General features: G+C 60.1%; 18 protein-coding genes. 11 read left to right on the top strand and 7 right to left on the bottom strand.

The features are described from left to right. Nucleotides 1–167 precede the first annotated feature (167 nt). Nucleotides 168–1,214, bottom strand: coding sequence for an L-asparaginase 2 (gene ansB, locus KHA73_RS08675; RefSeq protein ID WP_234590332.1), 1,047 nt, complete (start codon nt 1,212–1,214; stop codon nt 168–170). Between the two features lie 148 nt (nt 1,215–1,362). On the opposite strand from ansB, the gene ycaO reads away from it, so the two are divergent. The 4 genes from ycaO (at nt 1,363) to pflA (ending at nt 7,816) form a co-directional block, all read left to right on the top strand. Continuing rightward, nucleotides 1,363–3,126, top strand: a complete 1,764-nt coding sequence (gene ycaO / locus KHA73_RS08670; protein WP_234590330.1) for a 30S ribosomal protein S12 methylthiotransferase accessory factor YcaO — start codon at nt 1,363–1,365, stop codon at nt 3,124–3,126. A gap of 460 nt (nt 3,127–3,586) precedes the next feature. Further along, the gene (gene focA, locus KHA73_RS08665) at nt 3,587–4,447 is read left to right on the top strand and encodes a formate transporter FocA (RefSeq protein WP_234590329.1); all 861 of its coding nucleotides are present in this window, start codon (nt 3,587–3,589) and stop codon (nt 4,445–4,447) included. 59 nt (nt 4,448–4,506) lie between these two features. Continuing rightward, nucleotides 4,507–6,789, top strand: coding sequence for a formate C-acetyltransferase (gene pflB / locus KHA73_RS08660; RefSeq protein WP_234590327.1), 2,283 nt, complete (start codon nt 4,507–4,509; stop codon nt 6,787–6,789). Nucleotides 6,790–7,075: 286 nt separating this feature from the next. Then, complete coding sequence (gene pflA / locus KHA73_RS08655; protein ID WP_234590325.1) at nt 7,076–7,816, top strand: pyruvate formate lyase 1-activating protein; 741 nt, start codon at nt 7,076–7,078, stop codon at nt 7,814–7,816. Nucleotides 7,817–7,865: 49 nt separating this feature from the next. Here the strand turns inward: pflA and KHA73_RS08650 are convergent, their stop codons facing one another. The 6 genes from KHA73_RS08650 to lrp all read right to left on the bottom strand — a co-directional run bounded on the left by KHA73_RS08650 (nt 7,866) and on the right by lrp (nt 16,978). Continuing rightward, on the bottom strand, nt 7,866–9,017 hold the full coding sequence (locus KHA73_RS08650) for an MFS transporter (protein ID WP_234590324.1): 1,152 nt from the start codon (nt 9,015–9,017) through the stop codon (nt 7,866–7,868). Nucleotides 9,018–9,187: 170 nt separating this feature from the next. Continuing rightward, the gene (serS, locus tag KHA73_RS08645) at nt 9,188–10,480 is read right to left on the bottom strand and encodes a serine--tRNA ligase (protein WP_234590322.1); all 1,293 of its coding nucleotides are present in this window, start codon (nt 10,478–10,480) and stop codon (nt 9,188–9,190) included. 109 nt (nt 10,481–10,589) lie between these two features. After that, nucleotides 10,590–11,933, bottom strand: coding sequence for a replication-associated recombination protein A (locus KHA73_RS08640; RefSeq protein WP_234590320.1), 1,344 nt, complete (start codon nt 11,931–11,933; stop codon nt 10,590–10,592). Between the two features lie 7 nt (nt 11,934–11,940). Further along, nucleotides 11,941–12,552, bottom strand: coding sequence for an outer membrane lipoprotein chaperone LolA (gene lolA / locus KHA73_RS08635; RefSeq protein WP_234590319.1), 612 nt, complete (start codon nt 12,550–12,552; stop codon nt 11,941–11,943). 199 nt (nt 12,553–12,751) lie between these two features. After that, complete coding sequence (locus tag KHA73_RS08630) at nt 12,752–16,363, bottom strand: DNA translocase FtsK 4TM domain-containing protein (protein WP_234590317.1); 3,612 nt, start codon at nt 16,361–16,363, stop codon at nt 12,752–12,754. 120 nt (nt 16,364–16,483) lie between these two features. Further along, nucleotides 16,484–16,978: a leucine-responsive transcriptional regulator Lrp gene (gene lrp / locus KHA73_RS08625; RefSeq protein ID WP_004928318.1), complete on the bottom strand. Its 495-nt coding sequence runs from the start codon at nt 16,976–16,978 to the stop codon at nt 16,484–16,486. 650 nt (nt 16,979–17,628) lie between these two features. On the opposite strand from lrp, the gene trxB reads away from it, so the two are divergent. The 7 genes from trxB to infA all read left to right on the top strand — a co-directional run bounded on the left by trxB (nt 17,629) and on the right by infA (nt 25,043). Further along, entirely contained in the window at nt 17,629–18,600 is a 972-nt protein-coding gene (gene trxB, locus KHA73_RS08620) for a thioredoxin-disulfide reductase (protein ID WP_234590315.1), read from the top strand. 79 nt (nt 18,601–18,679) lie between these two features. After that, nucleotides 18,680–19,567 carry a LysR family transcriptional regulator gene (locus tag KHA73_RS08615; protein WP_234590314.1) on the top strand — a complete coding sequence of 296 codons (888 nt, stop codon included), beginning with the start codon at nt 18,680–18,682 and terminating at the stop codon, nt 19,565–19,567. 96 nt (nt 19,568–19,663) lie between these two features. After that, entirely contained in the window at nt 19,664–20,281 is a 618-nt protein-coding gene (gene gstA / locus KHA73_RS08610; protein ID WP_234590313.1) for a glutathione transferase GstA, read from the top strand. 176 nt (nt 20,282–20,457) lie between these two features. Continuing rightward, the gene (gene cydD, locus KHA73_RS08605) at nt 20,458–22,224 is read left to right on the top strand and encodes a heme ABC transporter permease/ATP-binding protein CydD (protein ID WP_234590312.1); all 1,767 of its coding nucleotides are present in this window, start codon (nt 20,458–20,460) and stop codon (nt 22,222–22,224) included. A gap of 2 nt (nt 22,225–22,226) precedes the next feature. Then, a complete protein-coding gene (gene cydC / locus KHA73_RS08600; protein ID WP_234590311.1) occupies nt 22,227–23,975 on the top strand; it encodes a heme ABC transporter ATP-binding protein/permease CydC in 1,749 nt (582 codons plus the stop codon). Nucleotides 23,976–23,993: 18 nt separating this feature from the next. Further along, complete coding sequence (gene aat, locus KHA73_RS08595) at nt 23,994–24,719, top strand: leucyl/phenylalanyl-tRNA--protein transferase (protein ID WP_234590310.1); 726 nt, start codon at nt 23,994–23,996, stop codon at nt 24,717–24,719. Between the two features lie 105 nt (nt 24,720–24,824). Continuing rightward, on the top strand, nt 24,825–25,043 hold the full coding sequence (infA, locus tag KHA73_RS08590) for a translation initiation factor IF-1 (protein WP_002211347.1): 219 nt from the start codon (nt 24,825–24,827) through the stop codon (nt 25,041–25,043). Nucleotides 25,044–25,194 lie beyond the last annotated feature (151 nt).

Below are 25,194 nucleotides of genomic sequence, written 5' to 3'. Positions count from 1 at the left end.
GCAAACGGGCGCGGCGCGGAATAACAGGCTCTGCCACCGCTGCGTTTTTTTGTGCGATAAAACGCTGTGTCATCGGGGAATTCAGTGGGTTAACGCGGTGTTTTATGCTGTATTCAGTCGGGATGGCTGTTGGGGGGCGTCCCTGCCCCGCTGAACGGCAACGAAGCTCAGTACTGGTTGAACATTTGCTGGATCTGCTTCGCGTCTTTGGTCTGCGTCAGCGCCAGCTGCAGCAAAATCCGCGCCTTTTGCGGGTTCAGCGTGCCGGCGGCGACGAAGCCATATTTGGCGTCGTCCACTTCCGCATCTTCGGTGGTGGCGCCGGTCGGCACCCGCGAGGAGCGCACGACCGCCACGCCGTTGTGCGCCGCCGTCGCCAGGGTGTCGAACACCGTCTTGTACAGGTTGCCGTTGCCGACGCCGGCGCTGACGATGCCCTGATACCCTTCGGCAATCAGCGCCTTGGCCGGCGCGTCGGAAGCGTTGGCGTAGTTATAGATGATGCCGACCTTCGGCAGCTCGCTCAGCTTGCCGACGTCAAACGGCGTATCCGTGGTGTGCTTGCGGTGCGGCGAGCGTTGATAGTCGACCTTGCCGTTATGGATATAGCCGAGCGGGCCGAAGTTCGGCGCCTGGAAGGTCTGCACCGAGGTGGTGTTGGTTTTCGTCACGTCGCGCGCGTCCAGCACGCTGTCGTTCATCGCCACCAGCACCCCGCGGTTGGCCGACTGCGGATCGACCGCCGTCACCACCGCGTTATACAGATTGAACGGGCCGTCGGCGCTCATTGCCGTCGCCGGGCGCATCGCCCCGACGATCACCACCGGCTTGTCGCACTTGACCGTCAGATCGAGGAAATAGGCCGTTTCCTCCAGGGTGTCGGTGCCGTGGGTGATCACGAAACCGTCGGTTTTGCCGCAGTCGTCGTTGATCTTTTTCGCCAGCGTCAGCCACACCTGGTCGTTCATATCCTGCGAACCGATATTCACCACCTGTTCGCCCTGCACATTGGCGATGTTTTTCAGTTCCGGCACCGCGTTGACCAACGCCTCGACGCCCAGTTTGCCGGCGGTGTAATTGGACTGCGTTGCCGAAGATCCGCCGCCGGCGATGGTGCCGCCGGTAGCCAGCAGGGTGACGTTGGGCAAGGCCAGCGCCGAGCCGCTGCCCCCCGCCAGAAAGAGGGCCAAAACGCTGAGTTTCACTGATTTCATTAGATTTCTCCGTGACAGATAACTCGCTGAATTATGGCCCTTATCCTCAAAAAAACTGTGACTTTGCCACCGCTTTAGGAATACGTGGAGCTTGGGCGCAAAACCCCGTATCATTGCGCGTTTTTAGTACGCTCAAAAAGTGAAGACAATGACGCAAACTTTTATCCCCGGCAAAGACGCCGCACTGGAAGACTCCATCGCCCGTTTCCAACAGAAGCTGAGCGATCTCGGTTTTAATATCGAAGAAGCCTCATGGCTGAACCCGGTGCCGCACGTCTGGTCGGTTCACATCCGCGATCGCGATTGCCCGCTGTGCTTCACCAACGGTAAAGGCGCCAGCAAGAAAGCCGCGCTGGCTTCCGCTTTGGGCGAATACTTCGAACGCCTGTCCACCAACTATTTCTTCGCCGATTTCTATCTGGGCAAGCAGATCGCCGAAGGCGACTTCGTGCATTACCCGAACGAGAAATGGTTCCCGATCCCGGCGGACGACTCGCTGCCGGCCGGCATCCTCGACCCGCGTCTGCATGCGTTCTACGATCCGGAGCAGGAACTGAGCGCCAGCGATCTGATCGATCTGCAGTCCGGCAATGGCGATCGCGGCATCTGCGCGCTGCCGTTCGCCCGCCAGTCTGACCAGCGAACCGTATATATCCCGATGAACATCATCGGCAACCTGTACGTTTCCAACGGCATGTCCGCCGGCAACACCGCCAACGAAGCCCGCGTTCAGGGCCTGTCGGAAGTGTTCGAGCGCTATGTGAAGAACCGCATCATCGCCGAATCCATCAGCCTGCCGGAGATCCCGGCCGAGGTGCTGAACCGCTATCCGGGCGTGGTGGAAGCCATCGCCAAGCTGGAAGAAGAAGGTTTCCCGATCCTGTCGTATGACGCTTCGCTGGGCGGCAACTATCCGGTTATCTGCGTAGTGCTGTTCAACCCGGCCAACGGCACCTGTTTCGCCTCGTTCGGCGCGCACCCAGACTTCGGCGTAGCGCTGGAGCGCACCGTGACCGAACTGCTGCAGGGCCGCAGCCTGAAAGATCTCGACGTGTTCACCGCCCCGACCTTCGACGACGAAGAAGTGGCCGAACACACCAACCTGGAAACCCACTTCATCGATTCCAGCGGTTTGATCTCCTGGGACATGTTCAAGCAGGATGCCGATTACCCGTTCGTCGACTGGAGCTTCAGCGGCAGCACGCAGGAAGAGTTCGCCACCCTGATGAGCATCTTCGATAAGGAAGGCGCCGAGGTTTACATCGCCGACTACGAGCATCTGGATGTGTACGCCTGCCGCATCATCGTGCCGGGCATGTCCGACATCTACCCGGCGGAAGATCTGCTGATGGCCAACAACAGCATGGGCGCTCACCTGCGCGACACCCTGCTGGCGCTGCCGGGCAGCGAGTGGGAGCCTGAAGAGTATCTGGCGCTGATCCAACGGCTGGACGACGAAGGACTGGACGACTTCACCCGCGTGCGCGAGCTGCTGGGCATTGCCAGCGGCAAAGACAATGCCTGGTACACCCTGCGCGTTGGCGAGCTGAAGTCGATGCTGGCATTGGCGGGCGGCGATCTGGAGCAGGCGCTGATCTGGACCGAATGGACGCAGGACTTTAACTCCTCGGTGCTGAGCCCGGCGCGCAGCAACTATTACCGCTGCCTGCAAACCTTGCTGCTGCTGGCGCAGGAGCCAGAGCGCGAACCGGCGCAGTACTACAGCGCCTTCGTGAAGATGTACGGCCAGGAAGCGGTCGACGCCGCTTCGGCGGCCATCAGCGGTGAAGAACGTTTCAACGGGCTGTTCGCCGTTGACAGCAGCCTGAAAGCCTTGCCGGCCCACCAGGCGCTGCTGGCGGCTTACGAAAAACTGCAAAACGCCAAACGCCGCCACTGGGCGCAGGCGTAACCTCGCGTTACCCACGCCGGCGGCATGCCCGCCGGCGCTACTCCCAAAGCAGTAGCCGATTGAATTTTCCCGCCGTCACCATTATTTTGTCGCTTATTTCGTCATATTTTTTTACCCTGAATAAGGCACTTAAACAGTAAAAAGATAAATAAAGCGGCAATTGTTACCGAGCGGTGAAATAATAATTAACCGATAATTAAACTTTAACCGCCAAATGGCGACAATGAGTCTTAAAATTTAACCTTTGCTCATGTGCCCACTCAGGTTTTTTCAAAATTTTTTGCAAACATTAAAAAATAGTTTTTCAATAAAAATCAGTAAATTAATCCATAAAACCTTGTTTTTTATACGGCTTTTACCCGCCTTACTTCCCCGCCTTATGATCCAAATCAAATTTTACCCTATACTGCTTTGCTAGTATCTCATTGCGTTGTTTTAACCCTTAAGAGCGAGAGTTAGTGTGAAAACTGACAACCCCTTCGATCTGATATTACCTGCGGCAACGGCGAAAATCGCCGAGGATGCAGGTGTTTATAAAGCCACCAAGCATCCGCTGAAAACTTTTTATTTGGCGATTACCGCCGGCGTCTTTATTTCCATCGCTTTCGTTTTTTACATCACCGCGACTACCGGCACCGCCGGCGTGCCTTTCGGCCTGGCGAAGCTGGTCGGCGGCATCTGCTTCTCCCTGGGGTTAATGCTGGTGGTGGTCTCGGGCGCAGACCTGTTCACCTCCACCGTTCTGATCGTGATTGCCAAGGCCAGCGGCCGCATCAGCTGGTGCCAGCTCGGCGCGAACTGGCTGAACGTCTATATCGGCAACCTGGTCGGTGCGCTGTTCTTCGTGGCGCTGATTTGGTTCTCCGGCGAATACATGGTCGATAACGGCCTGTGGGGCTTGAACGTACTGCAAACCGCGGACCACAAGCTGCACCACACCTTTATCGAAGCCGTCTGCCTCGGCATTCTGGCTAACCTGATGGTCTGCCTGGCGGTCTGGATGAGCTACTCCGGCCGCAGCCTGATGGACAAAATGTTCGCCATGATCCTGCCGGTCGGCATGTTTGTCGCCAGCGGCTTCGAACACAGCATCGCCAACATGTTTATGATCCCTATGGGTATCGTGGTTAAACACTTCGCCACGCCGGAATTCTGGCAAGCCGTAGGGGCAACGCCCGAGCAATTTGCTCATCTGACCGTAAGCAACTTCATCATCGACAACCTGATCCCGGTGACCATTGGCAACATCATTGGCGGCGGCCTGCTGGTTGGGTTGACTTACTGGGTAATTTATCTGCGCGGTGGTGAACAGCAGCACTAAGCTGTGAGTTATCGCGCACCAGGTTTACAAAGAAATCCACATTAGAAGGTAGGTGTACTATGACCGAACTTAACGAAAAGTTAGCCAAAGCTTGGGAAGGTTTCAGCAAAGGTGACTGGCAGAACGAAGTCAACGTTCGTGACTTTATCCAGAAAAACTACACTCCTTACGAGGGTGATGAATCCTTCCTGGCGGGCGCAACGGAAGCCACCACCACCTTGTGGGACAAGGTTATGGAAGGGATCAAACTGGAAAACCGCACCCATGCGCCAGTTGATTTCGACACCAACGTTGCCGCGACCATCACTTCTCACGACGCAGGCTACATCGCCAAAGAGCTGGAGACCATCGTTGGCCTGCAGACCGACGCGCCGCTGAAGCGCGCGCTGATCCCCTTCGGCGGCATCAAGATGGTGGAAGGTTCCTGTAAGGTTTACGGCCGCGAGCTGGATCCGCAGCTGAAGAAAGTGTTCACCGAATACCGCAAAACCCACAACCAGGGCGTATTCGACGTTTACACCAAAGACATCCTGAACTGCCGCAAATCCGGCGTGCTGACCGGCCTGCCTGATGCCTACGGCCGCGGCCGCATCATCGGCGACTACCGCCGCGTGGCGCTGTACGGCATCGATTTCCTGATGGCCGACAAGCTGAACCAGTTCAAGTCGCTGCAGGACAAGCTGGAAAACGGCGAAGACCTGGAAATGACCATCCAGCTGCGTGAAGAAATTGCCGAACAGCACCGCGCTCTGGCCCAGATCAAAGAAATGGCCGCCAAATACGGCTACGACATCTCCGGCCCGGCCACCAACGCGCAAGAAGCGGTACAGTGGACCTACTTCGGCTACCTGGCCGCGGTGAAATCGCAGAACGGCGCCGCCATGTCCTTCGGCCGCGTGTCTACCTTCCTCGACGTGTTCATTGAGCGCGACATCAAAGAAGGCAAACTGACGGAAGAACAGGCGCAGGAGCTGATCGACCATCTGGTGATGAAACTGCGCATGGTGCGCTTCCTGCGTACCCCTGAGTACGATGAGCTGTTCTCCGGCGACCCAATCTGGGCGACCGAATCCCTGGCGGGCATGGGCGTTGACGGCCGTACCCTGGTGACCAAAAACAGCTTCCGCTTCCTGAACACCCTGTACACCATGGGGCCGTCTCCGGAACCGAACATGACCATCCTGTGGTCTGAAAAACTGCCGTTGAACTTCAAAAAATACGCCGCGAAAGTGTCTATCGACACCTCCTCCGTACAGTATGAAAACGACGATCTGATGCGCCCGGACTTCAACAACGATGACTATGCCATCGCCTGCTGCGTCAGCCCGATGATCGTCGGCAAACAGATGCAGTTCTTCGGCGCCCGCGCCAACCTGGCGAAAACCATGCTGTACGCCATCAACGGCGGCGTGGATGAAAAACTGAAAATGCAGGTTGGCCCGAAAGAAGCGCCAATGATGGACGAAGTGCTGGACTATGACAAAGTCATGGAACGCATGGACCACTTTATGGACTGGCTGGCCAAGCAGTACGTAACCGCGCTGAACATCATTCACTACATGCACGACAAGTACAGCTACGAAGCTGCGCTGATGGCGCTGCACGACCGTGACGTTTACCGCACCATGGCCTGCGGCATCGCCGGTCTGTCGGTCGCGGCGGACTCCCTGTCCGCCATCAAGTACGCCAAAGTCACCACCATCCGCGACGAAGACGGCCTGGCGACCGACTTTAAAGTGGAAGGTGAATATCCGCAGTTCGGTAACAACGATGCCCGCGTTGATGACATCGCCTGTGACCTGGTGGAACGTTTCATGAAGAAAATTCAGAAACTGCGCACCTACCGTAATGCGGTACCGACTCAGTCGGTGCTGACCATCACTTCCAACGTGGTGTACGGCAAAAAAACCGGCAACACGCCGGATGGCCGCCGCGCAGGTGCTCCATTCGGCCCTGGCGCCAACCCAATGCACGGCCGTGACCAGAAAGGCGCAGTAGCCTCCCTGACTTCCGTAGCCAAACTGCCGTTTGCCTACGCCAAAGACGGGATCTCCTACACCTTCTCCATCGTGCCTAACGCGCTGGGTAAAGACGACGATGTGCGTAAAGCCAACCTGGCGGGCCTGATGGACGGTTATTTCCACCATGAAGCCTCCATCGAGGGCGGCCAGCACCTGAACGTCAACGTGATGAACCGCGAAATGCTGCTGGACGCGATGGAAAACCCTGAGAAATATCCTCAGCTGACCATCCGCGTATCCGGTTACGCCGTGCGCTTCAACTCGCTGACCAAAGAGCAACAGCAGGACGTAATTACCCGTACTTTCACCCAGTCGATGTAATTGCCCCTTCCGGGCGGGTTTCCCGCCCGGCACCAGCGTCGGGGCCGGTCTTGCCGGCCCTTTTATCCACCCGCACTGTCCCCTGACTCCGCGCGAGTCTGTTTTGCCAGGCATCTATACTGAATGGATATCCGGCAAAACAGTTATCCGGCTAATAGCCGGCCAACAGGCATCGTTTCACCCCGGCGCCGGGTTTCTCCCCAGCGCCGCATCGCTGATACCTGCTGGCGGCCAGGCGCCTATTTTTAGACTGCGTTTGACAGTCAATATTGGAGAAAACCCCGCAATGTCAGTGAAAGGTCGCATCCACTCTTTCGAATCCTGCGGCACCGTCGATGGTCCCGGGATCCGTTTTATCGTCTTCTTCCAGGGCTGCCTGATGCGCTGCCTGTATTGCCATAACCGCGATACCTGGGACACCCACGGCGGCAAAGAAGTCACCGTGGAAGAGCTGATGAAAGACACCGTTTCCTACCGCCACTTTATGAACGCCTCCGGCGGCGGCGTCACCGCCTCAGGCGGCGAGGCGATCCTGCAGGCAGAATTCGTGCGCGACTGGTTCCGCGCCTGCCATGAAGAAGGCATCAACACCTGCCTGGATACCAACGGCTTCGTGCGCCGCTACGATCCGGTAATCGACGAGCTGCTGGACACCACCGACCTGGTGATGCTGGATCTGAAACAGATGAACGACGACATCCACCAAAACCTGGTGGGCGTGTCCAACCACCGTACGCTGGAATTCGCCCGCTACCTGGCGCAGCGCAATCAGCGCACCTGGATCCGTTATGTGGTGGTGCCGGGCTGGTCTGACGACGACAAGTCGGCGCACATGCTGGGCGAGTTCACCCGGGACATGACCAACATCGAGAAAATCGAGCTGCTGCCCTATCACGAACTGGGCAAACACAAATGGGTGGCGATGGGCGAAGAATACCAGCTGGACGGCGTGCATCCCCCCAAGGCCGAAACCATGGATCGCGTCAAAGGCATCCTGGAGAGCTACGGCCACAAGGTGATGTACTGACCGTTTTCGGCTGATCAAAAAACCCGGCGCAAGGCCGGGTTTTTTATTGTCAGGCAGCGGCGAACGGCGTGTGGTGGCGGTCCGGCTTTTGCTTTTTCAGCAGCATCATCAGATACACCAGCGCTACTGCGGCAATCATCACGAACAGCACGCGATCGGAATAGTTCTGCATCAGCAGCGCCGTCATCGATGGGCCCAGCAGGCTGCCGATGGTGTAACTCATCAGCAGCGCCTGGTTCATCGCCACCAGCTCGTGCGGCATTGCCTTCTCGCAGGCCCAGGACATCGCTACCGGATACAGGGTGAAACCGGCACAGCCGAGAATAAACAGCGACGGCGCCATGGCGTAGTTGCCGAGCATCGCCACGCTGGCGAGGATCACCACAAACACCTGAATGCGCAGCACCAGCAGGCGGCCATAACGATCGGCCAGCCGCCCTACCGGCCACTGCCCGACGATGCCGGAGCTCACCAGCAGCGCCATCCAGTAACCGACGTTGGCGTCGCTCATGCCCTGATGGGACAGATACAGCGGCATCAGGCCGTACAGCGAGCCCAGCACGATGCCGGAAATAATGCAGCCGTTGATGCCCAGCCGCGCGCTGCGGCGTTTCAGCATCGGCCATACCGCCGCCTGCTGAGGCTCGTCATGCTGGCTGTTCACCCGGGCGAACAGCATCGGCAGCATGGCGCCGATCACGATGGCGGTCACCCAGGGCACCACCTTCAGCAGCTCGGTGGACACCATGCTCAGCAGCAGTTGGCCGGTGACCGTACCGAGGTAATACACCATCATGTAGGCCGCCAGCAGCTGGCCGCGGTTGCTCAGGTTGCCGCTGCGCAGCAGCGCGCTTTCCACGATCACCCAGATCCAGGCGCAGCCGACGCCGGCGAAGAAGCGCCACCCCAGCCAGCTCCAGAAATCGAGCGACAGCACCATGCCGGCGGTCGCCACGGCAAAAACGATGCAGGAAAGGTGATAACTGCGGGTAAAACCGACGCGCTGGATCAGTCTGCCCGCCACCAGCGTGCCAACCAGGTTGCCGGTAAAGTAAGAAGAGCTGACCATTCCCACCTGCCAGGTTGACAGCTGAGCATGGGTTAACCAAAGTGGGACCAACGTATTCAATACGGCGATGGAGACCGTAAGCAGCAACAGGCCGCAGAGCAACAGAAGCACTGGGCGGGAGTAAGCGGACATAGTGAAATTGAAACCGAACGCGCAAGAGAGTGCGCGAATCATGCCACTGGCGATAAAAAAGTCAATCGCCACTTATCAATGAACCGCACGATTTGTTTCCCGTGCCGCGGTTGCGGGCGATACAGGCAAAAAAAAAGCGCCCGCAGGCGCTTTTTTCAGTTATTTGCTTTTCAGCCGATGTATTCCAGGCCGCCCATATAAGGACGCAGCACCTCAGGCACCTGAATGCGGCCATCGGCCTGTTGATAGTTTTCCAGCACCGCCACCAGCGTGCGGCCAACCGCCAGGCCGGAGCCGTTCAGCGTGTGAACCAGGCGTGGCTTCTTCTCGGTTTTGCTGCGGCAGCGCGCTTGCATGCGGCGCGCCTGGAAATCCCACATGTTGGAGCATGAGGAGATTTCACGGTAGGTGTTCTGCGCCGGCAGCCACACTTCCAGATCGTAGGTTTTGCAGGCGCCAAAGCCCATGTCGCCGGTGCACAGCAGCACTTTACGGTACGGCAGCGCCAGCAGTTGCAGCACCTTCTCCGCGTGGCCGGTCAGCTCTTCCAACGCCGCCATGGAGTCTTCCGGGCGAACGATCTGCACCATTTCCACTTTGTCGAACTGGTGCATGCGGATCAAACCACGGGTGTCGCGGCCATAGGAACCGGCTTCTGCGCGGAAGCATGGCGTATGCGCGGTCATCTTCAGCGGCAGAGACTCTTCTTCCAGGATCTCGTCGCGCACCAGGTTGGTCAGCGGCACTTCCGCCGTTGGGATCAGCGCGTAGTTGCTGCTGTCGGACTCTTCTTCCAGCGGTTTGGTGTGGAACAGATCCTCACCGAACTTCGGCAGTTGCCCGGTGCCGTACAGGGTCGCATGGTTGACCAGGTAAGGCACGTAGGCCTCCAGATAACCGTGCTGCTCGGTGTGCAGATCCAGCATGAACTGGGACAGCGCGCGGTGCATGCGGGCGATTTGCCCCTTCATCACCACAAAACGCGAACCGGTCAGCTTGACCGCCGCGGCGAAATCCAGGCCGCCGGCCATTTCACCGAGATCGACGTGATCGCGCACCGCGAAATCGTACTGGCGCGGCTCGCCCCAGCGGCTGATTTCCTGGTTTTCGCTGTCGTCTTTGCCGTTCGGCACAGCATCGTCGGGCAGGTTCGGCAGCGCCAGAGCGTAATCGCGGATCTCGCTCTGCAGCGCATCCAATTCAGCCTTGGCGGCATCCAGCTTTTCACCCAGTTCGTTCACTTCGCGACGCAGCGGCTCGATGTCTTCCCCGCGCGCTTTGGCCGCACCGATGGATTTCGATCGGGAGTTACGTTCGGCCTGCAGCGTTTCAGTTTCTACCTGCAGAACCTTGCGGCGTTCTTCTTGCGAACGCAGCAGATCCAGATCGAGTTTAAAGCCTCGGCGAGCCAGTTTGACGGCGACTGCGTCTAGCTCATTACGCAGCAGATTGGGATCGAGCATGCTAATCCTGTGCTTATTGTTATTGAAAGAAAATTTGTTGTCTTATACGGCTGATTTATAGCCGTATAAAGGAAGAGTGATACCCGTTAACCTTACCGCAACGGCAACGCTAGCGGTAGCGTTTTGTCGGGCTATTTTGATCCTGCTCAGCCAGCCATGCCAACTTTTCGCCGATTTTACCCTCCAGCCCGCGAGAGGTCGGTTGGTAATAACGCGTATTGGCCATTTCAGGCGGGAAATAATTCTCGCCTGCGGCGTAGGCGTTGGCTTCGTCGTGGGCATAGCGGTACTCTGCGCCCAACCCCATCTCTTTCATCAGCTTGGTCGGCGCGTTGCGCAGGTGCTCCGGCACGTCGTAATCGGCCATCTCTCTGGCGTCGCGCATCGCCGCCTTGAAAGCGGTATAAACGGCGTTGCTTTTCGGCGCGCAGGCCAGGTAAACGATCGCCTGCGCGATGGCGCGTTCGCCCTCCGCCGGCCCCACGCGGGTAAAACAGTCCCAGGCGGCAATCGCCACCTGCATGCCGCGCGGATCGGCGTTGCCGACGTCTTCAGACGCGATCGCCAACAGGCGGCGCGCCACGTACAGCGGATCGCCGCCGGCGGTAATAATGCGCGCATACCAGTACAGCGCGGCATCCGGGGCAGAACCGCGCACCGATTTATGCAGTGCGGAAATCAGGTCGTAGTAACGATCGCCCTTGTTGTCGAAGCGCGCGCTGCGCTCGCCCGAGACTTCTTTCAACAGTTCCGGCGTCAGCACCCGCACGCCTTTGGCGTTGACTTCCGCCATGTCCGCCATCATTTCCAGGCTGTTCAGCGCCCGGCGTGCGTCGCCGCCCACCAGCTCCGACAGCATGCGACGCGTCTCTTCCGGCAGCTCGATATTCTGGCCGCCGAAGCCGCGCCCGCTGTCGTTCATCGCCTGATCCAGCACCTGGCTGATATCTTCCGCGGTCAACGCCTTCAGCAAATAAACGCGCGCACGGGACAGCAAGGCCGAATTGAGTTCGAACGAGGGGTTTTCGGTAGTGGCGCCGATAAAGGTGATGGTGCCGTCTTCAATGTGCGGCAGGAAAGCATCCTGCTGGCTTTTATTGAAGCGGTGCACCTCGTCGACGAACAGAATGGTGCGGCGGCCGGCGTCGCGGTTTTGCCGCGCCCGCTCGATCGCTTCGCGGATCTCTTTAATGCCGGAGGTCACGGCGGAAATGCGTTCGACATCCGCCTGACCGTAGCGGCCGATCAACTCTGCCAGCGTCGTTTTCCCGGTGCCCGGCGGCCCCCACAAAATCATCGAGTGCAGCTGCCCGGCCTCGATGGCGCGCGGCAGCGGCTTGCCGGCGGCCAGCAGATGCCGCTGGCCGATATATTCCGCCAGCGTGGTTGGCCGCATACGCGCGGCCAACGGCTGGAACTCATTTTGGGAAAAATCGAGTGACAGATTACTCACTTGCACCTCACTGGCGCTGGTCGTCCAGCGTCACCCCCTTCGGTGGGGTAAATTTGAATTTGGCCGGATCGGCGGAGACGTTTTGCTGGCTTTTCAGCGCATACGAACTGCGTTGGCCGTCCTGCTCAACCGCCGCAAAGCTGCGGATGGTGCCGCTGTTGGTCACGGTAATGGCGAACTGCTTCAGGTTGCCGTTGGCGGATTTTGGCGTCAGCTCGAAATCATCGCCTTTTTGCTTCACGTTATACTGCTTCCAGTCGCTGGCGTTGTTGCGGGTGATCAGCATAAACGGCGTATTGCCGGTGGCGTTTTTCAGCCAGGTCGCCGTCACCTGCTCGACGAACGGGTTATAGAACCACAGGGTCTGGCCATCGGAAACCAGCACGCTCTCGTCCGGCGAAGTCATGTGCCAGTTGAACAGGTTCGGGCGCTTAACCCACAGCTCGCCCTCACCCTGCTGCACCGCTGCGCCGTCGCCGCTGGTGACGGTCTGAGAGAAGCTGGCGTGGAAACTGTTCACTTTCGCCAGGCGGCTTTGCAGATCCTGCGCGGCGTCGGCCAGCACAGCGGTGGAGGTGAATCCCGAAAGCAAACAGCAGGCAACTAACAGTTTTTTCATTATTCCAGATACCTTATGAAATGCGTTAACCGCAAGGCGGTGCCGTGCGGGTCAAATTAACCCTTAACAACCGTTACTCTACCCGAAGCCCACGGACGCCAGATAGGCTAATGTTCCGAGAAGGAAACGGGTTTACGCTTCTTTGCACAAGGGCCGCTAAGCGGCCCTTTATCAATGAATAACAGCGGTTGAACCTGCGTCAATCATGCCGTGGCGGCGCCAGCACCTCGCGGTTGCCGTTGTGCCCCTGCTCGCTGACGATGCCCTGCGCTTCCATCTGTTCAATGATGCGCGCGGCGCGGTTATAGCCGATGCGGAACTGACGCTGAACGCCGGAGATGGAAGCGCGGCGTTTATCCACCACGAAGTCCACCGCCTGGTCAAACAGCGGATCCAGCTCTTCATCGCCTTCCATGCCGCCGCCTGCGCCACCCTCACCGTCTTCACCGCCGCTGAGGATACCCTCTTTATATTGGGGCCGTTCGCGCGCTTTCCAATCCTTGACCACCGCATGCACTTCCTGATCGCGCACAAATGCGCCATGCACACGCACCGGAATCGAGGAGTTAGGCGCCAGATACAGCATATCCCCCATCCCCAGCAGCGATTCGGCGCCGCCCTGATCGAGGATGGTGCGCGAGTCAATCTTGCTGGATACGGTAAAGGCGATGCGGGTCGGGATGTTGGCCTTGATCAGGCCGGTGATCACATCCACCGACGGACGCTGGGTCGCCAGCACCAGGTGGATACCCGCCGCACGCGCTTTCTGCGCCAGGCGAGCAATCAGCTCTTCGACCTTTTTGCCCACCGTCATGATCAGATCGGCGAATTCGTCGACCATTACCACGATGTAAGGCTCTTTCTCCAACACCGGCGGCGTGATGTCCATGCTGTCGGCCGGTTTCCAGAACGGATCCGGGATCGGCCGGCCCATCGCCTCCGCCTGATCGACGCGCTCGTTGTAACCGGCCAGGTTACGCACGCCCAACGCAGACATCAGCTTGTAGCGGCGCTCCATCTCGCCCACGCACCAGCGCAACGCGTTGGCGGCGTCTTTCATATCGGTAACCACATCGGTCAACAGATGCGGAATGCCTTCGTAGACCGAGAGCTCCAGCATTTTCGGGTCGATCATGATAAAGCGCACTTCTTTCGGCGTGGCCTTATACAGGATGCTCAGGATCATGGCGTTGACCCCGACCGACTTACCGGAACCGGTAGTACCGGCGACCAGCAGGTGCGGCATTTTGCCCAGATCGGCCACCACCGGCTCACCGGAGATGTCTTTACCCAATACGATCGACAGCGGCGAAGGGTTATCGCGGAAGGCCGGGCAATCCAGCACTTCGCGCAGATACACCGTTTGGCGCTTGGCATTCGGCAGCTCCAGCCCGACGTATGGCTTGCCGGGGATCACTTCAACCACGCGCACGGCGGAGGTTGAGAGTGAACGCGCCAGGTCGCGCGACAGGTTGGAAATGCGCGCCGCCTTGACGCCCGGCGCCAGATCCAGCTCGAAGCGGGTAATCACCGGCCCCGGCAGAATATCCACCACGTCGGCCTTCACCCGGTAATCGGCCAGGCTGGCCTCAACCAGACGCGCCTTTTGCTCCAGCGCGAACGAATCCACCGGCTCCACCTCTTTCGGGGCTTCGGTCAGCAGATCCAGCGTCGGCAATGGCGTGCTTGGCTTCTGCAACGGCATGTCGTTACGCATCAGGAACGGGTGGATCAGGCTGTCCATCGCCGGCTGCTGCGCAGCGGCCGGAGCCGGTTGCGCGGCAGGCTGCGCGGGTTGCTGATAGCCCTGTTGCTGAGCTGGCTGCGGCGGCTGTTGATAACCTTGCGGTTGAACAGGCTGCTGATAGGCAGGCTGCTGGCCCGGTTGCTGATAGGGTTGCTGCACCGGCGGCGTCTGAGGCGGCGTTGGCTGCGCATAGGCAGGCGCCGCAGGTTCAAACTGGCCGAACGGCACATCGTCTTCCAACTCGCTCTGCTGCTCGATACGCTCTTCCAGCTGCGGCGACAGGGTAAACAGCGGCTCGCTCGGGCCGTCATCCACCAAATCGTCCATCGGCGAGAAGCTGAACGCGTTGCGTGTATCCACCGGGCTGGCCGCAGGTGCCTGCGCCACAGGCGCCGGTTCCGCTTCCCGCTGGCCGTAGCGCGCCTGCTGCTGTTCGGCAAACGCCTGGCGCAGCGCGGCTTCCTGCAGCGCCTCTTCGTCGTCCTGCTGGAGATCCTCGCCGTAGCGCTGCTGTTGCTGCTCGGCGAACGCCTGACGCAACGCCGCTTCCTGCAGGGCTTCTTCATCCTGCGGATTAGCGGCGGTTAATGGCTGTTGCGGTTCTGGCTCGCTCTGGCGCTGTTCCTGCTCAGCGGCGCGCTGCGAAGGCAGCTTGATGCCGTAAGACGCCAGCTCGCGCCGGGTAGGAATGCGCACCGGATTCGGCCGCGGCAGCTCAGGGCCAATACCCTGCTTGACCTGAGAGTTGCCGTCGCTGGTGGCGCTAAAGGCCGGCATAAACACATTGGCCGCAGCACCTGCAGCAGCCGCGGCCGCTGCGTGGTCCAACTGCGGCTTGGCGCTGCCGAACGGCGCGGCGGCTGCATCGGCGGCGCTGAAGCCGGAGGCCCCGCCGACGTCGACGCTGTCGCGCTGCGCGGCGGAGAAATCAAAGGGTGAATGCTCGCGCGGCGGCTGTGGCGCGGCGGGCGCATCCCAGTTGCCGAGGCGCGGTTCATCGCGGTCCTGATAAGGGTCAACCGGGCGCGCAACCTTCGGCGCCGGCGTTTCTTCAGGGATCTCGAATGAATACAGCGGCGGCACGGCGTTTTCCGCCTGCGCGCTCATCGGATGTTGGCTAACCGAGGCCGGGGCAGCCGGGGCAACGGTGACCGACGGCGCCTGAGCCACCACCGGCGCCGCGGTAACCGGCTCGCTCACCGGCGCGGCCGCGGCAGGCGCGGCGGCCGGTGCGGCTTCAATTTCATCGTCAGCGTCGCCGGCGCGCAGGTTGCTGAGCAACGGATCCGCAGCGTCTTCAGCCGCCTCTTTGGCGGTTTCGGTTACCGAAGGCGCAGAGAACAGCACGTCGTCGTCCGCCGCTGCCGCAGCAACCGTCGTCACAGCGCCCTTCTCTGCCGTCTCGGCTTCAACGTCAACGTAGCGATCGTCATAGCGTTCTTCACGGCGCGAGCGGTTGGTCATAAAGGTCGCCACGCCCATCACCGCACCGCCAATTCTCTCGGCGATCACCAGCCAGGACCAGCCGGTAAACAGCGTCAACCCCGCCGCCCATACGCATAACAGCGCCAGCGTGGCGCCGATGCCGTTAAACCACGGCAGCATGGCGTTGCTCAGCAGGCTGCCGATAACGCCGCCGGAGGCGAAGTAATAGAGGTCGTCGACGTTCAGCGCCGCCAGGCCACAAGAGGTGAGCACCAGCGCCAGTGTGCCGATCAGACGCAATGAGAGCGCAAAATAGTCGATATAGTCGCCATTGCCGCGCTGGCGGTAGGCCGCCCAGCACAGAACCAGCATGATCGGCGGTATCGCGTAGGCGAGCACCCCGAAGGTGAAGAACAGCGTATCGGCCATCCAGGCGCCGACGCCACCGCCCAGGTTATGAATAGGCTCATGCCACGCGGTCTGAGACCAGCTAGGGTCAGACGGATTGAAACTGACCAGCGCAGCCATAAGGTAAACGGCAAAAATCGCTACCACGATCAGCAAAGCCTCCAGCAAACGCCGGCCACTGCTGAGTTTTCTCAGGGTAACTTCTTTATCTTCTGTATATTCCTGGCTCAAGAAAGGCTCTCCAGGTTCCTGTTAGCTGAAATAGCAACAGCGCCGAGAGGTTTCCCCGGCGCCGAAACTGTATGAATAAACAGGAGTGTAACCAATTTAATCAGGTTTTGCACCTGCACCTTACCGTGTTTTGATAACCAAACGGTTACTCTGTTTAACTTCTTCCATGACCACGTAGGTACGGGTGTCGTTAACCCCCGGCAAACGCAGCAGGGTCTCACCCAGCAACTTGCGGTAAGCCGACATATCCGGCACGCGGGTTTTCAACAGGTAGTCGAAATCGCCGGATACCAGATGACACTCCTGGATCTCTTCGAGCTTCTGTACTGCCGAGTTGAATTGCTCAAACACATCCGGCGCGCCGCGGTTCAGCGTGATCTCCACGAAAACCAGCAGGGATGCATCCAGATAATGCGGGTTAAGCAATGCGGTATAACCATGAATGAAACCCTGGCGCTCGAGGCGGCGCACGCGTTCTAAACATGGCGTTGGGGATAACCCCACGCGCTTCGAAAGCTCAACGTTCGAAATACGCCCATCCTTCTGCAGCTCGTTCAGGATGTTGCGGTCGATACGGTCGAGATCTTTACCCGGGCGTTTCTTGTTGTCTGCCATTATTATTGTCTCTCTTATTTTCTTCCTTGCACTTGCCACACCCTAGCCAACGTCAATGTGTAAGGGTTCGTTCCAAGCGAAGACCCGATGCCTGTCATATGCTTCTTCACTACCATCATTAACAACGCTGCGCGGCCTGTCTGTCCAACCCCGCGCAACGCGAGCAATGACGTTAAGGTCGAGAAAAAATCGGCAAACGCTTGCGCGCCGCTCCCCTCAACTGCCGCGCGATGGTGCCGCTGCGCTGCAAATACGTACGATTTGCTGGCGTTAGGGGGATAATTTCTTCTTCCTATGATGTTTTCGCAAATGCGCAGCGGATTGTCAAAGTAAAAGAAGCAAAATCAGAAGAACGTACCGTCACTAAAAGTCAGCACCCCATTTTTAGTTATGAATCGCTGGCTGATAAAGCCCTTCACCATGGGCCAAAGGCGGAAGATTGCGCTTTTTGACCGCTCTGCCCTTCCCCGCCGCGCAACGGTTTCATAAGTTAAATTTCTGTATCCGGCGTTCATTTTATAGACAGGCGACAAATTAATAGGCGGTAACTATCATACAAATCGTTAACAACATCGCCTGACGCTTTTTTTACTGCGCCATTTTCCCTACAATCGGCTTCATTATCCGCCATTGTGGGAAAGAGGTTATTCATGGGCACGGCTAAACATAGCAAATTATTGATCCTGGGTTCCGGCCCTGCCGGCTACACCGCCGCCGTTTATGCAGCGCGCGCCAACCTGAATCCGGTGCTGATTACCGGTATGGAACAAGGCGGTCAGCTGACCACCACCACCGAAGTGGAAAACTGGCCGGGCGATGCCGAAGACCTAACCGGGCCGGCGCTGATGGAACGCATGCGTCAGCACGCGGAAAAGTTCGATACCGAGATCGTTTTCGATCACATCAACAGCGTTGATCTGCAGCAGCGCCCGTTCCGCCTGTTCGGCGACAGCGGCGAATACAGCTGCGACGCGCTGATCATCGCTACCGGTGCTTCTGCGCGCTACCTTGGCCTGCCTTCTGAAGAAGCCTTCAAAGGCAAAGGGGTTTCCGCCTGCGCCACCTGCGACGGTTTCTTCTACCGCAACCAGAAAGTGGCGGTGGTCGGCGGCGGCAATACCGCCGTTGAAGAAGCGCTGTACCTGTCGAACATCGCCTCTGAAGTTCACCTGATCCACCGTCGCGACAGCTTCCGTTCAGAGAAAATTCTGATCAACCGTCTGATGGAAAAAGTGAAAAGCGGCAACATAGTGCTGCACACCGACCATACGCTGGACCAGGTGCTGGGTGACGAAATGGGCGTGACCGGCGTGCGCATCCGCAGCACCAAGGCGGAAAACGAAACCCGTGAACTGGAACTGGCCGGCGTGTTCATCGCCATCGGCCATAGCCCGAACACCGGTATTTTCGGCGGCCAGTTGGAACTGGAAAACGGCTACATCAAGGTGCAGTCCGGCATTCACGGCAATGCCACCCAAACCACCATCCCCGGCGTGTTTGCCGCAGGCGACGTGATGGACCACATCTACCGCCAGGCGATCACCTCGGCCGGTACCGGCTGTATGGCGGCGCTGGACGCAGAGCGCTATCTGGACGGCATCGCCGGCGCAGAAGTCTGCTAATCCGGCATCCTGTCATCAATAAAAAGCGGCTTCTTACGGCCGCTTTTTTTGTACCTCATTTCACGTGGACAAACATGCGATGCAGAATCTTCTTCATTGGCGCCTGTTGGTTGCGGTGGCCGACAGCGGCAAGATAACCCAGGCGGCGGCGCAATGCGGCATGACCCAGTCAGGCGCCAGCCAGGCCATCGCCCAGCTTGAATCCGCGCTGAATACCCCCTTGCTGGTGCGTCTGCCGCACAGCGTTGCCCTAACGCAAAGCGGCGAGCGGATAGTCAGCCACGCCCGCGCCATGCTGGCCGAACTGCAGGCGATCCGGCACTACGCACTGCAGGCCAACGGGGCTCAGTCGGGCAAGATTCGCCTCGCCAGCTTTCCTTCGGCGTTCAGCGCCTTGCTGCCGCCGCTGCTGCGTAAATTCCGCCGCCTCTACCCCGCCATCGAACTGATCCCGCTGGAAGGCACTGACCGTGAGGTAGAGAACTGGCTGGCGCTGGAAACCGCAGACGTCGGTATAGTGCTCAATCCCGCGCCGGAGCGGCCATGCCTTCCCCTGGGGCAAGATGCCTGGCTGGCGGTAGCCGCCAGTCACCACCCTTTGGCTCGGGGCCGCCGGGCGGTTGATTTCGCCGAATGGGTCAAACAGCCCTTCGTGCTGGCGACCGGCGGTTGCGACCTCAATGCGCAAAGCCTGGCGCAGCAGGCCGGGCTGACGTTGAGCGACGTGCGCGCCAGCGTCAGCGACTGGCAAACGGCGCAAACGCTGGTGCGCGAAGGCGTCGGGGTGGCGTTAATGCCTGCGTCGACCATCGCCGCCGACGCGGTGGGCCTCTGCTCCCTGCCGCTTACCGTCCCCATTTACCGCCATTTTGCCCTGGTCTGCTCATTCGCCGCCGCCGGTGCTTTGCCGGTGCAGACGCTGCTGAGCTATCTGCATGAGCAGTTGCCGCAGCCCGTCAGTAGCTGAGCTGATAACGGCTTTCTGAGATTCTAATTTTCCCGCGGGCGGCGGCGGCAGCATGCTGGTGACGAAACGCCATCGCTCACCGCCTGAGGAAAAACCATGAAACTGTATTTCGCCCCCGACACCTGCTCGCTCTCGCCGCACATCGTGCTGCGGGAACTGGGCCTGCCGTTTGAACTGATCCGAGTCAACAACCGCAGCAAACGCTGCGCGGACGGCAACGACTTTTACCGCATCAACCCCAAGGGCTACGTCGCCGCCCTGCAACTGGACGACGGCCGGATCCTTACCGAGGGCGCCGCGATCGTGCAGTATCTTGCCGATCTGCGCCCCGAGATCGGCCTGGCGCCGGCCTGCGCCACCTTTGAACGGGTGCGGCTGCAGGAGTGGCTCAATTTTATTACCGCCGAGATCCACGCCGGCGCCAGCCCGCTGTTTAACGATGCCCTGCCGGTAGAAGCCAAAACGCTGTTGCGCGGCAAGCTGCGCCAGCGCCTGGCCTTTGCCGCGCAGGCGTTGGATGAGCAGGATTTTCTGCTGGGAAACCGCTTCGGCGTAGCGGACGCCTATCTGTTCACCGTGCTGCGTTGGATGGAGCGCTTTGCTATCGATCTAAATGACTGGCCGTCGCTGGCCCGCTATAGGCTGCGGATCGGCGCACGCGAGCCGGTACGCGCCGCCCTGGCGGCCGAAGCGGCCAGCCCGGAGGTAAAATGACCCCATAAAGCGGCTGTTATAGCAAGATTTGGCCGCTTTATTATTTCAAGTCTGTCGGGTGACGAGGTAACATGAGACCTTGCTTGTTTGCCGCAGATTGCGACAAACACTTTTATTTAACAGCACGTTAACCCTGCCTGTAACAAATGGGCGCCGGCGACGCAGACTCATATCTGATGAAAAAAACCAGACAGCAACAGTTAACCCGATGGCTTAAAACCCAGAGTTCGTTGGCGCAGCGTTGGCTGCGCCTTTCCATGCTGCTGGGGCTGATAAGCGGCCTCCTGATCGTCGCGCAGGCATGGCTGCTGGCCAGCCTGCTGCACGCCCTGATCATCGAACATACCCCACGCGAACGGCTGATCCCCACCTTTGCCTGGCTGGCCGCCGCCTTTGCGCTGCGCGCGGTGCTGAGCTGGCTGCGGGAGCGCGTCGGCTTTATCTGCGGCCAGGTGATCCGCCAACGCATGCGTCAACAGGTGCTGGACAAGCTGCAGCAACTCGGCCCGGCCTGGATCCAGGGCAAGCCGGCGGGCAGCTGGGCCAGCATCATCGTCGAGCAGATTGAAGACATGCAGGATTATTACTCCCGCTACCTGCCGCAAATGTACCTGGCGGTGTTTATCCCGCTGCTGATCCTCATCACCGTTTTCCCGATCAACTGGGCCGCCGGCTTTATTCTGCTGGCCACTGCGCCGCTGATCCCGCTGTTTATGGCGCTGGTCGGCATGGGTGCCGCCGATGCCAACCGCCGCAACTTCGTCGCGCTGGCGCGGCTGAGCGGCAACTTCCTCGACCGCCTGCGCGGGTTGGATACCCTGCGGCTGTTCAATCGCGCCGAAGCGGAAACCGCCCAGATCGCCAAATCCTCCGAAGACTTCCGCAGCCGCACCATGGAAGTGTTGCGCCTGGCCTTCCTGTCGTCGGCGGTGCTGGAGTTCTTCGCGTCGATCTCGATCGCCGTGGTGGCGGTCTACTTCGGTTTCTCCTATCTGGGCGAGCTTAACTTCGGCAGCTACGGCCTCGGCGTCACGCTGTTTTCCGGCTTTTTGGTGCTGATCCTGGCGCCGGAGTTTTTCCAGCCGCTGCGCGACCTCGGCGCCTTCTACCACGCCAAGGCGCAGGCGGTGGGCGCGGCGGAGGCGCTGGAAAGCTTCCTCAGCGCCGAAGGCGAGCAAATGGGCAACGGGGCACAAACGCTGCCCGCCGATGCGCCGCTGGCGCTGCAGGCGCAGGATCTGGAAATCTTGTCGCCCAACGGCGTCCTGCTGGCCGGCCCGCTGAGCTTTGACCTGCAACCCGGCCAACGCATCGCGCTGGTCGGGCTGAGCGGCGCCGGTAAAAGCTCGCTGCTTAACCTGCTGCTCGGCTTCCTGCCTTACCGCGGTTCGCTGCAGGTCAACGGCGTCGAGCTGCGTGAACTGGCCGCCGACGGCTGGCGCCGCCAGCTGAGCTGGGTCGGGCAAAACCCGCACCTGCCGGCGCAAACGCTGCGCGCCAATATCCTGCTGGGCGATCCTCAGGCCAGTGAGGCGCGGCTGCAACAGGCAATAGAGCAATCTTACGTCAGCGAACTGCTGCCGCACCTGCCGCAGGGGCTGGAGACCGAGATCGGCGACAACGCCGCGCGGCTGTCGGTCGGCCAGGCGCAGCGCGTGGCGGTGGCGCGCGCGCTGATTGGCTCACGCCGGCTGCTGCTGCTCGACGAGCCCGCCGCCAGCCTGGACGCCCACAGCGAACGGCGGGTGATGCAGGCGCTGAATGCCGCCTCGCATCAGCAAACTACCCTGCTGGTCACCCACCAGTTGGAAGATACCGAAGACTACGACCAGATTTGGGTCATGGACCGCGGGCGCATCGTGCAGCAAGGCGATTACGCCACGCTCAGCGCACAGCCGGGCCTGTTCGCCAACCTGATCGCCCACCGCCGCGGGGAGCTTTAATCATGCGCGTTTTGCTGCCTTTCCTGGCGCTGTACCGCCGCCACAGCCTGTTGATCTGCCTGGGCATCGTGCTGGCGATCGTCACCCTGCTGGCCAGCATCGGCCTGCTGGCGCTCTCCGGCTGGTTCCTGGCCGCCTCGTCGCTGGCCGGGCTGGCGGGCCTGTTTACCTTCAACTACATGCTGCCCGCCGCCGGCGTGCGCGGCGCGGCGATTTTCCGCACCGCCGGGCGCTACGCCGAACGCGTGGTCAGCCACGACGCCACCTTCCGCGTGCTGTCGCACCTGCGGGTATTCACCTTCAGCAAGATCCTGCCGCTGTCGCCGGGCGGCATCGCCCGCTTCCGCCAGGCCGAACTGCTCAACCGCCTGGTGGCCGACGTCGATACGTTGGATCATCTGTATCTGCGGGTGATATCGCCGCTGATCGGCGCGGCGGTGGTGATCCTGGTGGTCACCTACGGCCTGAGCTGGCTGGATCCTGCGCTGGCCCTGACGCTGGGCGGCATTTTGCTGCTGCTGCTGGTGCTGGTGCCGCCGGTGTTTTATCGCGCCGGCAAGCCGATTGGCGGCCAGCTGACCGCACTGCGCGGCCAATACCGCACCGATCTGACCGTTTGGCTCCAGGGCCAGGCCGAGCTGGTGGTGTTTGGCGCCGTCAATGAATTCCGCGGCGCCCTGAACGCCACCGAACGGCAATGGCAACGCCGCCAGTGGCAGCAGGCTTCGCTGGGCGGCATGGCGCAGGCGTTGATGATCCTCGCCAGCGGCCTGACGGTTACGCTATTGCTGTGGTTGACCGCCGCCGGCATCGGCGGCGACAGCCGGCCCGGCGCGCTGATTGCGCTGTTCGTTTTCGCAGCGCTGGCGTCGTTTGAAGCCATGATGCCGGTCGCCGGCGCCTTCCAGCATCTCGGCCAGGTCATCGCCTCCGCGACCCGGGTCAAGCAAATCATCGATCGTCAGCCGGAAGTCACCTTCCCCGCCGCCGGTCCGGCCGCCGCCGACAACGCGGCGCTGAGCCTGCAACAGCTGGCCTTCACCTACCCGGGCCAACCGCTGCCGGTGCTGCGCGGCGTATCGCTGGAGGTGGCGGCCGGTGAACATATCGCCCTGCTCGGCCGCACCGGCTGCGGCAAATCCACCCTGCTGCAGCTGCTGACCCGCGCCTGGAACCCCGACGACGGCAAAATTCTGCTCAACGGCCAGCCGCTGCAGGATTATGATGAAGCTGCGCTGCGCCAGATGACCACGGTAGTGAGCCAGCGGGTACATGTCTTCAGCAACACGCTGCGGGAAAACCTGCGCCTCGCCGCGCCTGCCGCCACCGATGAACGGCTGAGCGAAGTGCTGCAGCAGGTTGGATTGGCCAGGCTGCTGGAGAGTGAAGGGTTGAACGCCTGGCTGGGCGACGGCGGCCGTCAGCTTTCCGGCGGTGAACAACGCCGGTTGGGCATCGCCCGCGCCCTGCTGCACCCGGCGCCGCTGCTGCTGCTGGATGAGCCGACTGAAGGTCTGGACGCCGAAACCGAACAGCAAATCCTGGCGCTGCTGCGCCGCCATTGCCAGGATAAAACCCTGATTCTGGTGACTCATCGCCTGTATGGGCTGGAGCATCTCGATCGCATCTGCGTGATGGACGACGGCCAGATTGTCGAGCAGGGCGACCATGCCGGCCTGATTCGCCAGCAAGGACGTTATGCCCATTTCCACCACCGCATTGGTAACATAACGCCGCAAAATGGCCTGTAGAGGACGCTGAGACCTTATATGCGCATTGTTAAGCTGTCACCGCAGTCGCTGGCCTTCCCGTCGCCTGAGGGCGCCCTGCGCGATCCTAACGGCCTGTTGGCGATTGGCGGCGACCTGACGGCGCCGCGCCTGTTGGCAGCCTACCAGCGCGGCATCTTCCCCTGGTATTCGCCCGGGGAAGCCATTCTGTGGTGGTCGCCCGATCCGCGGGCGGTGCTGTTCCCGGCGGAATATCATCTCAGCCGCAGCCTGAAACGCTTTCTACGCGATCTTCCGTTCCGTATCACCCTCAACCACGACTTCGCGGCGGTCATCGCCGCCTGCGCCGACCGGCCGCACGAGGGCACCTGGATTGGCCCGGAAGTGCAGCACGCCTATCTGGAGCTGCATCGCCTCGGTTACGCCCATTCGGTGGAGGTCTGGCAGGGCGGGCTGTTGGTCGGCGGCATGTACGGCGTGACGCAGGGCGCGCTGTTCTGCGGCGAATCGATGTTCAGCCGCGTCACCAACGCTTCCAAGTGCGCGCTAATGGCTTTTTGCCGCCATTTTGCCGCTTATGGCGGAGAATTGATTGACTGTCAGGTGCTTAACGCTCACACTGCCCGGCTTGGAGCGAGAGAAATCCCCCGCCGCCAATTTTTGCAGCAGCTCAGCAACCTTCAGCGCAGGCCGTTAGCGCAGGAATGCTGGGCGCCACAAGTCATACTCCCACAGCAGGTTGAACCGCCCTCCCCAACAAACTAATTTGCGGAAACGGTGCAATGTTCACCGACACTTCTTTACATAATGTGGGTTTTTCGGCATTATCTTGCCGGTTAAAAACTAAGGTAGTTAGACCTAGAGGATTCGATGGCCAAAGAAGACAATATTGAAATGCAGGGCACCGTTCTTGATACGCTGCCGAACACCATGTTCCGCGTTGAATTGGAAAACGGGCACGTGGTTACCGCACATATCTCCGGTAAAATGCGTAAAAACTATATCCGCATCCTGACGGGCGACAAAGTCACTGTAGAGCTGACCCCGTACGACCTGAGCAAAGGCCGCATTGTCTTCCGTAGCCGTTAATCGGCTCACCGGTCGCCAGACGCTGGCGGCATCGAGGATGTAATCCCTCGGAGCCCTTTCCGTTTACCCCCGTAGCAACGTTCAACACCGAGTTGCAGGTGCGCAGGTAAACTGAGAGGGCTCACTCATTTCTGTTTTGCGGTGAATGTCA

The organism is Serratia entomophila, assembly GCF_021462285.1.
In the GTDB taxonomy this organism is placed as follows: Bacteria; Pseudomonadota; Gammaproteobacteria; order Enterobacterales; family Enterobacteriaceae; genus Serratia; species Serratia entomophila.
The sequence above is the reverse complement of the archived record's forward strand: the minus strand, read 5'-3'. Positions and strand labels throughout refer to the sequence as shown.